At 58.5% G+C, this 13,975-nt stretch carries 15 protein-coding genes and 1 tRNA gene; all 16 read right to left on the minus strand.

Annotation, left to right across the window (positions count from 1 at the left end; translation table 11 throughout):
• Nucleotides 1-3: 3 nt before the first annotated feature.
• Nucleotides 4-312 (minus strand): NADH-quinone oxidoreductase subunit NuoK, encoded by a 309-nt coding sequence (nuoK, locus tag B9Z52_RS02460; RefSeq protein ID WP_108412357.1) that lies wholly within the window; start codon nucleotides 310-312, stop codon nucleotides 4-6.
• Nucleotides 312-962, minus strand: a complete 651-nt coding sequence (locus B9Z52_RS02465; RefSeq protein WP_108412248.1) for an NADH-quinone oxidoreductase subunit J — start codon at nucleotides 960-962, stop codon at nucleotides 312-314. Before B9Z52_RS02465 ends, nuoK begins: the two co-directional genes overlap by 1 nt.
• A 37-nt stretch (nucleotides 963-999) precedes the next feature.
• Nucleotides 1,000-1,497, minus strand: a complete 498-nt coding sequence (gene nuoI / locus B9Z52_RS02470; protein ID WP_369907838.1) for an NADH-quinone oxidoreductase subunit NuoI — start codon at nucleotides 1,495-1,497, stop codon at nucleotides 1,000-1,002.
• Nucleotides 1,498-1,520: 23 nt separating this feature from the next.
• Complete coding sequence (nuoH, locus tag B9Z52_RS02475; RefSeq protein WP_108412249.1) at nucleotides 1,521-2,603, minus strand: NADH-quinone oxidoreductase subunit NuoH; 1,083 nt, start codon at nucleotides 2,601-2,603, stop codon at nucleotides 1,521-1,523.
• Nucleotides 2,600-4,708 (minus strand): NADH-quinone oxidoreductase subunit NuoG, encoded by a 2,109-nt coding sequence (nuoG, locus tag B9Z52_RS02480; RefSeq protein WP_108412250.1) that lies wholly within the window; start codon nucleotides 4,706-4,708, stop codon nucleotides 2,600-2,602. Before nuoG ends, nuoH begins: the two co-directional genes overlap by 4 nt.
• The gene (gene nuoF / locus B9Z52_RS02485) at nucleotides 4,701-6,077 is read right to left on the minus strand and encodes an NADH-quinone oxidoreductase subunit NuoF (protein ID WP_108412251.1); all 1,377 of its coding nucleotides are present in this window, start codon (nucleotides 6,075-6,077) and stop codon (nucleotides 4,701-4,703) included. Before nuoF ends, nuoG begins: the two co-directional genes overlap by 8 nt.
• Complete coding sequence (gene nuoE / locus B9Z52_RS02490; protein ID WP_108412252.1) at nucleotides 6,077-6,565, minus strand: NADH-quinone oxidoreductase subunit NuoE; 489 nt, start codon at nucleotides 6,563-6,565, stop codon at nucleotides 6,077-6,079. Before nuoE ends, nuoF begins: the two co-directional genes overlap by 1 nt.
• Complete coding sequence (locus B9Z52_RS02495; protein WP_108412253.1) at nucleotides 6,562-7,815, minus strand: NADH-quinone oxidoreductase subunit D; 1,254 nt, start codon at nucleotides 7,813-7,815, stop codon at nucleotides 6,562-6,564. The genes nuoE and B9Z52_RS02495 overlap by 4 nt, the downstream gene beginning before the upstream one ends.
• A gap of 1 nt (nucleotide 7,816) precedes the next feature.
• Nucleotides 7,817-8,425, minus strand: a complete 609-nt coding sequence (locus tag B9Z52_RS02500) for an NADH-quinone oxidoreductase subunit C (protein ID WP_108412254.1) — start codon at nucleotides 8,423-8,425, stop codon at nucleotides 7,817-7,819.
• 10 nt (nucleotides 8,426-8,435) lie between these two features.
• The gene (locus tag B9Z52_RS02505) at nucleotides 8,436-8,915 is read right to left on the minus strand and encodes an NADH-quinone oxidoreductase subunit B family protein (RefSeq protein WP_108412255.1); all 480 of its coding nucleotides are present in this window, start codon (nucleotides 8,913-8,915) and stop codon (nucleotides 8,436-8,438) included.
• 46 nt (nucleotides 8,916-8,961) lie between these two features.
• Nucleotides 8,962-9,321 (minus strand): NADH-quinone oxidoreductase subunit A, encoded by a 360-nt coding sequence (locus tag B9Z52_RS02510; protein ID WP_108412256.1) that lies wholly within the window; start codon nucleotides 9,319-9,321, stop codon nucleotides 8,962-8,964.
• 64 nt (nucleotides 9,322-9,385) lie between these two features.
• Nucleotides 9,386-9,470 (minus strand) — tRNA-Leu (locus B9Z52_RS02515).
• A 144-nt stretch (nucleotides 9,471-9,614) separates the two neighbouring features.
• Nucleotides 9,615-9,983, minus strand: coding sequence for a preprotein translocase subunit SecG (gene secG, locus B9Z52_RS02520; RefSeq protein WP_108412257.1), 369 nt, complete (start codon nucleotides 9,981-9,983; stop codon nucleotides 9,615-9,617).
• Between the two features lie 31 nt (nucleotides 9,984-10,014).
• Nucleotides 10,015-10,761: a triose-phosphate isomerase gene (gene tpiA, locus B9Z52_RS02525; RefSeq protein WP_108412258.1), complete on the minus strand. Its 747-nt coding sequence runs from the start codon at nucleotides 10,759-10,761 to the stop codon at nucleotides 10,015-10,017.
• Nucleotides 10,758-11,777, minus strand: a complete 1,020-nt coding sequence (locus B9Z52_RS02530; protein ID WP_108412259.1) for an NAD(P)H-quinone oxidoreductase — start codon at nucleotides 11,775-11,777, stop codon at nucleotides 10,758-10,760. Before B9Z52_RS02530 ends, tpiA begins: the two co-directional genes overlap by 4 nt.
• 59 nt (nucleotides 11,778-11,836) lie before the next feature.
• Complete coding sequence (gene pnp / locus B9Z52_RS02535) at nucleotides 11,837-13,942, minus strand: polyribonucleotide nucleotidyltransferase (RefSeq protein ID WP_108412260.1); 2,106 nt, start codon at nucleotides 13,940-13,942, stop codon at nucleotides 11,837-11,839.
• Nucleotides 13,943-13,975: the final 33 nt, after the last annotated feature.

Here is a 13,975-nt window from a genome sequence, read left to right on the forward strand (position 1 = left end):
TTATTAACCCTTGAGCGAATTGAGTTCGTCTACGTTGATGGTGTTCTTGTTGCGGAACAACAGCACGAGGATCGCCAGACCGATGGCCGACTCGGCCGCCGCCACCGTCAGGATGAAAAACACGAACACTTGGCCGTGCATATCACCCAAGTAGTGAGAAAAGGCCACAAAGTTCATGTTCACGGCCAGCAACATCAGTTCGATGGCCATGAGCAAGACGATCAGGTTCTTGCGATTCAAGAAAATGCCGATCACGGCCAATGCAAACAGCATGGCACCGAGCGACAAGAAATGTCCGAGGGTCAGGGCGATCATTTGTTCTCCTGTGCAGCTTCGGGAGCCACGGGGGCGGGGGCCGCTTGGGTGACAGCGACTTTGACCACACTCAATCGGTCAGCAGCGCGCACACGGACCTGGATCGAGGGATCGATCGCTTTGCTGTCCTTGCGTTGACGCAGTGTCAAGGCAATTGCAGCGACCATCGCCACCAGCAAGATCGCTGCAGCAATTTGGATGGGCATGAGGTACTCGGTGTACAGCAAGATACCCAAGGCTTTGGCATTGGAGACCGGTGCGGCACCAGCCACGGCAGCCACCGCTTTGGGCACCGAAGACAAGCGAAAACCGCTCATCAGCACGGCGGCCATTTCGAGAGCAACAATGGTGCCCAAGGTGGCGGCCAGCGGGAAATGCTTCCAGAAGCCTTCGCGCAAGGTGTCGATGTTGATGTCCAGCATCATCACCACGAACAAAAACAGCACCATCACCGCACCCAAGTACACCAGCACCAGGGTGATGGCCAGGAATTCGGCGCCGAGCAGCAGCCAGATGGCGGAGGCCTGAGAGAAGGCCAACATGAGGTACAGCACAGCGTGCACAGGGTTGCGCGCCGTCACCACGCGGAAGGCTGAAAACATCAGCACCACCGAGAAGAGATAAAAGAAACCGGTCTTGACGTCCATAAGTCTGTCTTTTTAAATGTTCAGGACTGGGCCACGTTCAACGGTAAGGAGCGTCAGCCGCTTTGGCAGCTGAGATCTCTTTTTCGTAACGGTCGCCCACGGCCAGCAACATGTCCTTGGTGAAGTACAAGTCGCCACGCTTTTCGCCGTGGTATTCGAAAATGTGGGTCTCGACGATGGAGTCCACCGGGCAGCTTTCTTCGCAAAAACCGCAAAAAATGCACTTGGTCAAGTCGATGTCATAACGCGTGGTGCGCCGGGACCCGTCTTCGCGTTGACCGGCCTCAATGGTGATGGCCATCGCGGGGCACACGGCTTCGCACAGTTTGCAGGCGATGCAACGCTCCTCACCGTTGTCATAACGGCGCAGCGCATGCAGGCCTCGAAAACGGGGCGACAGGGGTGTTTTTTCCTCCGGGAACTGCACCGTCACTTTGCGAGCGAAAGCGTAGCGTCCGGTCAGGGCCATGCCCTTGAGCAACTCCACGAGCAGGAAGCTCTTGAGGAAGTCCTTGATGGAGAAAGAAGATGTCATGGTGGTCATGTTCTGTACACCGCTCATTTCCAAATGTTCCAGGGTGAGAACAGCCAAGCGCCCACCACCAGCAGCCACACCAAGGTGACCGGAATGAAAATCTTCCAGCCCAGACGCATGATCTGGTCATAACGGAAGCGCGGGAATGTGGCACGGATCCAGATGAACATGGACACGACCAAGAAAGTTTTCAGGCCCAGCCAGATCCAGCCGGGGATCAGGTTAAAAACGGTGCTGTCGATGGGCGACAACCAGCCACCCAAAAACATGATCACAGCCAGGATGGACACCAGCCACATGCTGGCGTATTCGGCCAAGAAGAAGATCGCAAAGCCCATACCCGAATACTCGACCATGTGACCGGCCACGATTTCGGCTTCACCTTCCACCACGTCAAAGGGGTGACGGTTGGTTTCGGCCACACCCGAGATCAGGTACACCAAGAAGATGGGCAACAAAGGCAACCAGTTCCAGGACAGGAAGTTCAGACCCATGCGAGCCATGCTGCCTTTGTCTTGGGCCAGCACGATGTCGGTCAGGTTCATGCTGCCGGACACCATCAAGACCACCAAGAAGCAAAAGCCCATGGCAATTTCGTAGCTGACCATCTGCGCGGAGGCACGCAAGGCACCCAGGAAAGCGTACTTGGAGTTCGAGGCCCAACCGGCAATGATCACGCCGTACACCTCGATCGAGGTGATCGCCATCACCAGCATCAGGCCGGTGTTGATGTTGGTCAGCGCCACTTCAGGACCAAAAGGAATCGCCACCCAGGCAGCCAGTGCCGGCATGATGGCCATGATCGGGCCCAAACGGAACAAGCCTTGGCTGGCTGCGGTGGGGTTGATCAGTTCCTTGGTCAGCAGTTTGAGCGCATCGGCGATCGGTTGCAGCAAACCCATGGGGCCCACGCGGTTGGGACCATGGCGCACTTGCATGAAGCCCAGCAGCTTGCGCTCCCAGAGCGTCAAATAAGCCACTGCACCCATCAGGGGGGCCAAAACGGCGACGATCTTGAGCAAGATCCACAGGACCGGCCAAACCATGGTTGCCCACCAAGTGGCAGCGACCAGGTTCAGACCGCCGTTGTACAGAGCGTCAATCATGCTGTCACCTCCTGGCGAGCGTCTGCAGTCAACTGCAAGGACGGTGCGCGGCGCACGATGCCATCCAGTTGGTAAATGGCAGCCACTGCAGGCGTACCCGCTGCTGCAGCCAAGTTGATCGCAGCGCGTGTGGCGTTGGATGCTGCCAGCGGCTTGGCCGTGGCACGTGCCAGCACGTCTTGCGATGTCTCGAAAGACACGCCCGGCACGTCCAGCAAGTTGGCAAGCACGCGCAGCACTTTCCAGGCTGGGCGGGTTTCGGCCAAAGGCTTGACCACAGCGTGGAAGCTTTGCAGGCGGCCTTCGGCATTGACGAAGGAGCCCGAAGTCTCGGTGAACGGGGCAATCGGCAACAACACATCGCTGAAAGCCATGTTGGCTTTGAACGGGCTGAGCGTGACGACCATCTCGGCCTGACCCAAAGCCTGTGCAGCGGCGCTGCCTGCGGCGCTGTCGAACTCGGGTTCGGTGTTGAGCAAGATCGCGGCTTTGAGGCCGCCTGCCAGCATCTGGCCAGCGTTCTTGCCACCGGTTTGCGGCTGAGCACCCACCCACTGCGCACCCACGGTGTTGGCCGATTCGGTCAGGTAACCCACGGTCGCGCCGGTTTGCTCAGCAATCCAGTTGGCAAGGGCCAGCAGGCTGGAGGCATTGGCGTGGTGCGCTGCGGCATTGCCCAGCAACACGGCCTTGCGTTCACCGCCGAGCAAGGACTTGGCGATGGCTTGTGCCTGCGTTGTTGCATTACCAGCAGCAGGGGCTGCAACGCCCTTCTCTGCTGCAATCGCGGCGGCCACATCGGCCAGGGTTTGAGCCCAGCCCGAAGCATCGGCCAGCACCGCTTGCGCCACGGGCATGGCCCAAGCGTCGGCGTGGCTGAAAGCGACTTGCGAAGTGATCACGTTCAGCTGAGCACCGTGGCGCACAGCGTGGCGCACGCGCAAAGCAAACAGTGGATGGTCCTTGCGCAGGTTGGAGCCCACGACCAGCACGCGCTGCAGTGTGGACAGCGATGCAATCGATGTGCCCAAGGTGCGCACGCCTTCAGCAGCGCCAAACTCGGCGTTGCGCAGTCGGTAATCGATGTTGTCCGAACCCAAGCCACGCACCAAGGCGCCAGCCAAGTACAACTCTTCAACCGTGCTTTGAGGGCTGACCAATGCGCCGATGCTGTTGGCACCGTGGTCACGCTGGATGTTTTTCAGGCCATTGGCCACGTATTCCAGAGCGGTCTGCCAGTCAACGGTTTTCCACTCGCCGCCTTGCTTGAGCATGGGCTGTGTCAGGCGCTCGGTGCCATTCAAGGCTTCATAAGAAAAGCGATCACGGTCGGCAATCCAGCACTCGTTGACCTCTTCGTTTTCGAGAGGCACGACGCGCATGACCTGGTTGTTCTTGACCTGCACGATCAGGTTGGCACCCGAGGAGTCGTGCGCAGCCACCGACTTGCGGCGCGACAACTCCCAAGTGCGGGCGTGGTAGCGGAATGGCTTGCTGGTCAAGGCACCCACAGGGCAGATATCGATCATGTTGCCCGACAGCTCGGAGTCGATCGTCTGGCCCAAGAAGGTTTCGATCTCGGCGTGCTCACCACGGTGGGACATGCCCAACTCCATGGCACCGGCCACTTCTTGACCGAAGCGGACGCAACGCGTGCAGTGGATGCAGCGGCTCATCTCTTCCATCGAGATCAACGGACCGACTTCCTTGTGAAAGACCACGCGCTTTTCTTCTTCGTAACGCGAGGTCGAACCACCATATCCCACAGCCAAGTCTTGCAACTGGCACTCACCGCCTTGGTCGCAGATGGGGCAATCCAGCGGGTGATTGATCAGCAAAAACTCCATGACCGACTTTTGGGCCGCAATGGCCCGGTCGCTCTTGGTGCGCACAATCATGCCTTGCGTGACCGGTGTCGCACAGGCGGGCATGGGCTTGGGGGCTTTTTCAACCTCGACCAAACACATGCGGCAGTTGGCAGCGATGGAAAGTTTCTTGTGGTAGCAGAAGTGAGGAATGTAGGTGCCGGCTTTTTCGGCTGCATGCATGACCATGCTGCCTTCGGCAACTTCCACTTTCTGACCGTCGAGTTCTATTTCAACCATGGGTCTTCACCGTTGTTGCATCGGCACCGACCATGGAGGTCTTGTGCTCGATAAGGTGTACAAATTCGTGACGGAAATGCTTGAGCATGCCGCGCACCGGCATGGCCGCTGCGTCGCCCAAGGCGCAAATCGTGCGGCCCATGATGTTGCCGGCCACGCTGTCGAGCATGTCGATGTCGCTGGCACGGCCCTGACCGTGTTCAATGCGGTCGACCATGCGCCACAGCCAACCTGTGCCTTCGCGGCAAGGTGTGCATTGGCCGCAAGACTCGTGAGAATAAAAGTAAGACAAACGCGCCAGAGCCTTGACCATGCAGCGCGTCTCGTCCATGACGATCACCGCGCCCGAACCCAACATCGAACCGCCTTCTTTGGCGATGCTGTCGTAGTCCATGGTCAGCTTCATCATCAACTCGGCTGGAACCACCGGCGAAGACGATCCGCCAGGGATCACGGCCTTGAGCTTGCGGCCGCCGCGCACGCCACCAGCCAGTTCGAGCAGCTTGGCAAACGGTGTGCCCATGGGCACTTCGTAGTTGCCGGGGCGCTCCACGTCACCGCTGACCGAGAAGATCTTGGTGCCGCCGTTGTTGGGCTTGCCGCATTCGAGGTAAGCCTGACCACCGTTGCGGATGATCCAGGGCACCGCTGCGAATGTTTCGGTGTTGTTGATGGTGGTGGGCTTGCCGTACAGACCAAAGCTGGCTGGGAACGGTGGCTTGAAGCGTGGCTGGCCTTTTTTGCCTTCCAGCGATTCGAGCAAAGCGGTTTCTTCGCCGCAAATGTAAGCGCCAAAACCATGCGAGGCATGCAGCTGGAAGCTGAAGGTGCTGCCCAAAATGTTGTCACCCAGATAACCCGCAGCGCGGGCTTCTTCCAGAGCCGCTTCAAAGCGCTCATAAGTATGGAAAATTTCGCCGTGGATGTAGTTGTAACCCACGCTGATGCCCATGGCATACGCCGCGATGATCATGCCTTCGATCACCGTGTGCGGGTTGTACTCCATGATGTCACGGTCTTTGCACGTCCCCGGTTCGCCTTCGTCCGAGTTGCAAACCAGGTACTTTTGACCGGGGAACTGGCGGGGCATGAAGCTCCACTTCAGACCCGTGGGGAAACCCGCGCCGCCACGACCACGCAGACCGGACTCTTTCACAGTGGCGATCACTTGGTCTTGCGTCAGACCTTCGCCTCCATCTTTACCCAAAATCTTGCGCAAGGCCGCGTAGCCGCCGCGCGCTTCGTAATCTTTGATGCTCCAGTTCTGACCGTTCAGACCTGCATAAATTTGCGGGTTGATGTGGCGATCATGGAAGCACGTGTCCACGCCTGAGGCCTGGAATTGACCGAGGATTTGCTCGACGTTCATCAGACCGCCTCCGCTTTCTTCAAGCTGTCGATCAACTGATCGAGCTTGTCGTTGCTCATGAAGCTGCACATGTGGCGATCGTTCACCAGCATGACGGGGGCGTCAGCACAAGCACCCTGGCATTCGCTGGGCTGCAAGGTGAACAGGCCGTCAGCCGTGGTCTCGCCCGCGTGCACACCCAATTTGTGTTCCAGGTGTTGCAAGGCCTGCTGACCTCCGCGCAACTGGCAAGGCAGGTTGGTGCAGACGTTCAGTTTGAACTTGCCCACCGGCTTTTGGTTGTACATGTTGTAGAAGGTGGTGACTTCGTGCACCGCCATCGCTGGCATGCCGAGGTAGTCAGCAACGCCCTGCTCGCTCTCAGGGCTGACCCAGCCCTGCTCTTGCTGAACGATCGACAAGCAGGCCATCACGGCCGACTGTTTTTGGTCAGCCGGGAACTTGGCAACTTCACGCGCAAAGCGTGTTTTTGTGGATTCCGAGATCATCGGTCAATCTCTCCAAACACAATGTCCATGGTCCCGATGATGGCGACAGCGTCGGCCAGCATGTGGCCACGGGCCATTTCATCGAGGGTGGCCAAATGGGCAAAGCCCGGGGCACGGATTTTCAGGCGATAGGGCTTGTTGGCACCATCGCTGACCATGTAAATGCCGAACTCGCCTTTCGGGTGTTCGACGGCGGCATAGGCTTCGCCTTCGGGCACATGAAAACCTTCTGTGAAAAGCTTGAAATGGTGGATCAAGTCTTCCATGTTGGACTTCATGCCTTCACGCGAGGGCGGCGCGATCTTGTGGTTATCGGTGATGACCGGACCCGGGTTGGCGCGCAACCAAGCCACGCACTGCTGGATGATGCGGTTCGATTCGCGCATCTCTTGCACACGCACCAAATAGCGGTCGTAGCTGTCACCGGTCTTGCCTACAGGCACGTCGAACTCGACTTGGTCGTAGGCATCGTAAGGCTGCGTCTTGCGCAAGTCCCAAGCGAAGCCCGAGCCACGCAACATGGGACCGGTCATGCCCAGATTGAGGGCGCGCTCAGGTGGCACCACGCCGATGCCGACAGTGCGCTGTTTCCAGATGCGGTTGTCGGTCAGCAGGGTTTCGTACTCGTCCACGCACTTGGGGAAGCGCTGCGTGAAGTCATCGATGAAGTCCAGCAAAGAACCGCAGCGGTTCTTGTTCAGCTGCTCAATCGCCTTGGCGTTTTTGATCTTGCTGACCTTGTACTGCGGCATGCTGTCGGGCAGGTCACGGTACACGCCACCGGGACGGAAATAAGCGGCGTGCATGCGGGCACCCGAGACAGCTTCGTACATGTCGAACAGGTCTTCACGTTCACGGAAGGTGTAGATCAGGATAGTCGAGCTGCCGCAATCGTTGCCATGCGAGCCGAGCCACATGAGGTGGTTCAGAATGCGCGTGATTTCCGAGAACATCACGCGGATGTACTGGGCGCGCATGGGCACTTCCAGACCGAGCATCTTTTCGATGGCCAGGCAGTAAGCGTGCTCATTGCACATCATCGACACGTAGTCCAAGCGGTCCATGTAGGGCAGCGACTGGATATAGGTCTTGTGTTCGGCCAGCTTTTCGGTGGCGCGGTGCAGCAGGCCAATGTGCGGATCGGCGCGTTGCACGACTTCGCCGTCCAACTCCAGCACCAGACGCAACACACCGTGTGCTGCAGGGTGCTGAGGACCGAAGTTCAGGGTGTAGTTTTTGATTTCGGCCATATCAGTTCAGGCCTCCGTAGTTCTCTTCACGGATGATGCGCGGCGTGATTTCACGTGGCTCGATGCTCACGGGCTCGTACACCACACGCTTGCGCTCGGCGTCGTAACGCATTTCGACATGACCCGACAGCGGGAAGTCCTTGCGGAAGGGGTGACCAATGAAACCGTAATCGGTCAGGATTCGGCGCAAGTCGTTGTGACCTTCGAACACGATGCCGAACAAATCGAAGGCTTCGCGCTCGTACCAGTTGGCCGAGTTCCACAAGTCGTTGACCGAAGCCACTAAAGGCAAATCGTCATCGGGGCACAGCACCTTCACGCGCACGCGCTGGTTCAGACTCACGGACAAAAGGTGGACGGTCACACCAAAACGGGGGCCGTCGGTGCCAACTTCGCGGTAAGTGGAATAGTCCACACCGGCCAAGTCGATCAGCTGTTCAAATTTGCAGCCTGCAGTGTCGCGCAGGGTCTGCATGACGCTCAGATAGTGGGCGGCGTTGACATGCACCGTCACTTCGCCCAAGGCGATGGTGATGCGTGCAGCACGCTCACCCAGCGCAGCGGCCAAGGTGCTTTGCAGGTCTTCGGGGCGAATGGCGAACTGGGTCATCGTCTTTCCCTCAAACACGCGCGATGGTGTGCGTGCGGCGGATCTTCTGCTGCAGCTGGATGATGCCGTAGATCAGCGCTTCGGCCGTGGGCGGACAACCGGGCACATAGACATCCACCGGCACCACACGGTCACAACCGCGCACCACCGAATAGCTGTAGTGGTAGTAACCACCGCCATTGGCGCAAGAGCCCATCGAGATCACCCAGCGTGGCTCGGACATCTGGTCATACACCTTGCGCAGGGCCGGAGCCATCTTGTTGCACAAAGTACCGGCCACAATCATCAAGTCAGCCTGACGGGGACTCGCACGAAACACTTCAGCACCAAAACGGGCCAAGTCATAACGCGCTGTTGCCGAGTGCATCATCTCGACCGCGCAACAAGCCAGACCAAAGGTCATCGGCCAGAGCGAGCCGGTCTTGGCCCAATTCACCACGGAGTCGTAACTCGTGGTGATGAAACCTTCCTTCATCACGCCTTCAATCATTTTTTATATCCTCAAGCAGGCTGAACGCTGTGGTCTGTGCGAACGATCATTCCCAGTCCAGGGCGCCTTTTTTCCACTCATAGACAAAGCCCACGACCAAAATAGCCAGAAAAATCACCACGGCGATGAAGCCGGTCAAACCCACCTCCTTGAGCGCCACGGCCCAGGGAAACAAGAAGGCAATTTCCAGATCGAACAAGATGAACAAAATGGCCACCAAGTAGTAGCGCACATCGAACTTCATGCGAGCGTCTTCGAAAGCTTCGAAGCCGCATTCATAAGGGGAGTTTTTTTCTGCGTCAGGTCGATTGGGGCCCAGGATGTAGCCCAAAACCTGCGGGATGACGCCGACAGCGATGCCGACCAAAATGAACAAGAGAATGGGGAGGTATTGGTCGAGGTTCATCTTGAGACTGACGGTATTACCGAATGAAGAGCTCAGGCACGGTGCCTGAGCTGTTCTGATTGTCTGGTGCCGTCGGCGAGACTCGAACTCGCACAGCTTTCGCCACTACCCCCTCAAGATAGCGTGTCTACCAATTTCACCACGACGGCGGGATGCACTGTCCGGATGGCTTGAGGAAAGCATGCAAGCACGCTTTGGGCTCTCCGGACAATCCCTGATTCTACTCTGAAAACCGGGTCATTTCCCTGTCAAAACCCGGAAATTTGTGCACAGCAACAAAGCTGATGCCAAGCTTACTTGGCAGGTGCTGCAGGGTTGTTGCCGGGGATCTGCGAAGCAGTGCTGTTATCGGCAGCAGGCGCTGCCGGTGCGGGTGCAGTCACTGCAGCGCCTTCGAGCACGCTGCCCGATGCGCCTGCCGGGCGGTTGTTGCCCAAATAAGCCAGCAGCAAGGTGCATACGAAGAAAACACCGGCCAGCACGGCCGTGGTGCGGGACAGGAAATTGGCACCACCCGTCGCACCAAACAAGCTGCCCGAGCCGCCGCTGCCAAAAGCTGCCCCCATATCCGCGCCTTTGCCATGCTGCACCAAGATCAAACCGATCATGGTCAAAGCAGACAACATTTGTACCACCAAAATCACAGTCATCAAAAAGCTCATCTTTTTCTCTCCAATATCAATCTTCAAAAGCTCAGCGGGAAGCTGAAGCCAAAATAGTCAAAAAGTCATCCGCTTTCAAGGCAGCGCCGCCGATCAAACCGCCATCCACATCGGGCTGGGCCAGCAAGGTCGCAGCATTTTCCGCGTTCATGCTGCCGCCATACAAGATGGCCATACGGTCAGCTTGAGCAGTGGCCGCCTGCAGCTGCTTGCGCAGCAAACCATGCACGACCTGCGCCTGCTCAGGGCTGGCCGTCAATCCCGTGCCAATGGCCCAAACCGGCTCATAAGCCACCACGATTTCGCTGATGCAATGACCGTTGGCGTGGATCACTGCGGCCAATTGGCGCTTGACCACCGCTTCGGTTTGGCCTGCAGCACGCTCAGCCTGCGTCTCACCCACACACACGATGGGGGTGATCCCGGCAGACAAAGCACGTTGTGCCTTGGTGGCCACCAAGGTATCGCTTTCCGCATGGTATTGGCGGCGCTCTGAATGGCCCACCAGGCAATAACGCACTCCGAAGTCTCGCAACATGCTGGCCGACACTTCACCGGTGTAAGCACCGGATTCGTGCGCAGACACATCTTGCGCGCCCCAGGCCAAAGAAGAACCCACCAAAAGCGTTTGCATCTGCGCCAGATAAGGCGAAGGCACACACACCGCAGCACGGCATGTCACACTGGACAAGCCCGATTGAATGGCCGACAGCAAGGCTGAATTGGCCTGCAGGCCTCCATTCATCTTCCAGTTGCCAACAATCAGTTTGCTTTTCATGCCTGCGCCCAAGTCAAAACAATCTTGCCGACGTGTTGATTGGATTCCATCAGGGCATGCGCCTGCGCTGCGCCAGAAGGCAAACCAGCACCGGCTTGCGCCGCCACAAATACACTGTGGATCACGGGTTTGATGCGGCCCGACTCCAAGGCAGGCCAAACGTTTTCACGCAATGCGCGAGCAATGACGCCCTTGAATTCGATGGGGCGTGGACGCAGTGTCGAGCCCGTGATGGTCAAGCGCCGACGCAGCACAGCACCCGCATTGAAGCCGCTGTCGAGCCCGCCTTGCACCGCGATGATGACCAGACGGCCATCTTCGGCCAAGGCCTCCACCTCACGCGCGACATAGTTGCCAGCGACCATGTCCAAAACCACATTCACCCCTGCCCCGCCGGTCAGGCGCTTGGCCTCGGCGACGAAGTCGGTGGTTTTGTAGTTGATGGCGTGGTCCGCACCCAATGCCAAGCAAGCTTGGCATTTGTCGTCCGATCCAGCCGTCACGATCACGGTCGCTCCTGCGGCCTTGGCCATCTGGATGGCCGTGACGCCAATACCGCTTGAGCCGCCCTGAATGAGCAAGGTCTCGCCCGCTTGCAGATGCCCGCGGTCAAACACATTGCTCCAGACGGTGAAGAAGGTCTCAGGCAGCGATGCCGCCTCGATGTCCGTCAGGCCTTTGGGCACGGGCAGACATTGGGCCACCGGCGCCACGCACAGTTCGGCATATCCACCACCAGCGACCAAGGCACACACCCGGTCACCCACAGCCAGGCCCGATGCAGCCATGGCCAGGGCATCGCCCGCCACCACCACGCCGGCCACTTCCAAGCCAGGAATATCCGAGGCACCGGGTGGCACGGGGTACAAGCCCTTGCGCTGCAGCACATCAGGGCGATTGACCCCGCTGGCCGACACGCGGATAAGCAACTCCCCTGCCCCGGCAACCGGGTCAGGGCGTTGTGCAGGCACCAGCACCTCTGGGGCGCCAGGACTTTGAATTTCAATGACATTCATGAAGCAATGCTCCGTTGGAATCCAGCACGGGCGACCTCTCGGTCACCCGCAACCCTTGATCAGCCCTGTGCAGGACGGTCCAGCAAGGCCTTCATAGACAGCTTGATGCGGCCTTTTTCGTCGGTTTCCATGACCTTGACTTTGACGATCTGACCTTCGGTCAGGTAATCAGAAACTTTTTCAACACGCTCGTGCGCAATCTGGCTGATGTGCAGCAAGCCGTCTTTGCCAGGCAGCAGGTTGATCAGTGCACCAAAGTCCAGAACCTTGGTCACTGGGCCTTCGTAGATCTTGCCAATTTCAACTTCGGCCGTGATCTGCTCGATCCGCTTCTTGGCAATGTCGGCCTTCTCGCCGTCAGTGGCCGCAATGGTGATCGTGCCGTCTTCACCGATGTTGATCTGGCAGCCGGTTTCTTCGGTCAGGGCGCGGATGGTCGCGCCGCCCTTGCCGATCACGTCACGGATCTTCTCGGGGTTGATCTTCATGGTGAAGAGTTTGGGCGCGAAATCCGACACTTCGGTGTTGGCCGTGCTCATCGCCTCTTGCATCTTGCCCAAAATGTGCATGCGCGCTTCTTTGGCTTGGGCCAAAGCGACTTGCATGATTTCTTTGGTGATGCCCTGGATCTTGATGTCCATTTGCAAAGCAGTGATGCCGTTGGTGGTACCGGCCACTTTGAAGTCCATGTCACCCAGGTGGTCTTCGTCACCCAGGATGTCGGTCAACACCGCAAAGCGGTTGTCTTCCTTGATCAGGCCCATGGCGATACCGGCCACGTGGGCTTTCATCGGCACGCCAGCGTCCATCATCGACAAGCAGCCGCCGCAGACCGAAGCCATGGACGAAGAACCGTTCGATTCGGTGATCTCGGACACCACACGCATGGTGTAGGGGAACTCTTCTTTGCTCGGCAGCACAGCGGCCAAAGCACGCTTGGCCAAACGGCCGTGACCGATTTCGCGGCGCTTGGTGCTGCCCATGCGGCCCACTTCGCCAGTGGCAAAGGGAGGCATGTTGTAGTGGAACATGAAGCGGTCTTCGAACTCGCCAGCCAGCGCGTCGATGCGCTGTGCATCGCGCTCGGTGCCCAGGGTGGTCACGACCAAAGCCTGTGTTTCGCCACGTGTGAACAGGGCCGAGCCGTGTGTGCGGGGCAGCACGCTGTTGCGGATTTCGATGGGGCGCACGGTGCGTGTGTCGCGGCCGTCGATGCGGGGCTCACCGGCCAAAATCTGGCTGCGCACGATGCGCGCTTCGATTTCGAACATCAGGCCATCGAGCTTGACGCTGTCGAAGGCCACGCCCTCTTCGGCCAAAGCGACTTTGACCGAGGCGTAAGCTTCACGGCAAGCGTGTGTGCGGGCTTGCTTGTTGCGCAACTGGTATGCAGCGCGCAGTTTTTCTTCTGCCAAGGAAGCCAGCTTGGCTTCGAAAGCCAGGTCACGGGCAGGCGCTTGCCAGTCCCATGCGGGCTTGCCAGCCTCACGCACCAGTTCGTGGATCGCATTGATGGCAATGGCCGATTGGGCGTGACCGTAAACCACACCACCCAACATGATTTCTTCGGACAGTTGCTGGGCTTCGGATTCGACCATCAGCACAGCGGCTTCGGTACCAGCCACAACCAGGTCCATCACGCTGTCTTTGCGCTGGGTCTGGCCAGGGTTCAGGACGTATTCGCCATTGATGTAGCCCACGCGTGCGGCGCCGATGGGGCCGTTGAACGGGATGCCCGAGATGGACAAGGCGGCAGACACGGCGATCATCGCAGCGATGTCGGCGTCAACTTCAGGGTTCAAAGACACGGTGTGGATGACCACGTGCACGTCGTTGTAGAAACCTTCGGGGAACAGGGGGCGGATCGGACGGTCGATCAGGCGGCTGGTCAGCGTCTCGTGCTCGCTGGGCTTGGCTTCACGCTTGAAAAAGCTGCCAGGGATCTTGCCTGCGGCGTAGGTCTTCTCGATGTAATCGACAGTCAGGGGAAAGAAGTCTTGACCGGCTTTGGCGATCTTGGAACCCACGACGGTGGCCAGCACCACAGTGCCTTCCATGTCGAGCAGCACAGCGCCGCCGGCTTGGCGGGCGACTTCGCCGGTTTCCATCTTGACCGTGTGCTGGCCCCATTGGAATGTCTTGGTAACTTTGTTGAAAATGGACATGTTCAGAACTCCTGAAATCTAAAGCGCATGAGG

It is taken from the genome of Limnohabitans sp. Jir72 (assembly GCF_003063575.1).
Taxonomy (GTDB): domain Bacteria; phylum Pseudomonadota; class Gammaproteobacteria; order Burkholderiales; family Burkholderiaceae_C; genus Limnohabitans_A.

Coding starts and splice junctions, on each gene's coding strand:
- secG (WP_108412257.1), bottom strand. CDS start 9,983: ATGAGCTTTTTGATGACTGTGATTTTGGTGGTACAAATGTTGTCTGCT.
- B9Z52_RS02495 (WP_108412253.1), bottom strand. CDS start 7,815: ATGGCCGAAATCAAAAACTACACCCTGAACTTCGGTCCTCAGCACCCT.
- nuoI (WP_369907838.1), bottom strand. CDS start 1,497: ATGACATCTTCTTTCTCCATCAAGGACTTCCTCAAGAGCTTCCTGCTC.
- nuoE (WP_108412252.1), bottom strand. CDS start 6,565: ATGATCTCGGAATCCACAAAAACACGCTTTGCGCGTGAAGTTGCCAAG.
- nuoH (WP_108412249.1), bottom strand. CDS start 2,603: ATGATTGACGCTCTGTACAACGGCGGTCTGAACCTGGTCGCTGCCACT.
- B9Z52_RS02530 (WP_108412259.1), bottom strand. CDS start 11,777: ATGAATGTCATTGAAATTCAAAGTCCTGGCGCCCCAGAGGTGCTGGTG.
- B9Z52_RS02505 (WP_108412255.1), bottom strand. CDS start 8,915: ATGATTGAAGGCGTGATGAAGGAAGGTTTCATCACCACGAGTTACGAC.
- nuoG (WP_108412250.1), bottom strand. CDS start 4,708: ATGGTTGAAATAGAACTCGACGGTCAGAAAGTGGAAGTTGCCGAAGGC.
- nuoF (WP_108412251.1), bottom strand. CDS start 6,077: ATGAACGTCGAGCAAATCCTCGGTCAATTCCAGGCCTCAGGCGTGGAC.
- B9Z52_RS02500 (WP_108412254.1), bottom strand. CDS start 8,425: ATGACCCAGTTCGCCATTCGCCCCGAAGACCTGCAAAGCACCTTGGCC.
- B9Z52_RS02465 (WP_108412248.1), bottom strand. CDS start 962: ATGGACGTCAAGACCGGTTTCTTTTATCTCTTCTCGGTGGTGCTGATG.
- B9Z52_RS02510 (WP_108412256.1), bottom strand. CDS start 9,321: ATGAACCTCGACCAATACCTCCCCATTCTCTTGTTCATTTTGGTCGGC.
- tpiA (WP_108412258.1), bottom strand. CDS start 10,761: ATGAAAAGCAAACTGATTGTTGGCAACTGGAAGATGAATGGAGGCCTG.
- pnp (WP_108412260.1), bottom strand. CDS start 13,942: ATGTCCATTTTCAACAAAGTTACCAAGACATTCCAATGGGGCCAGCAC.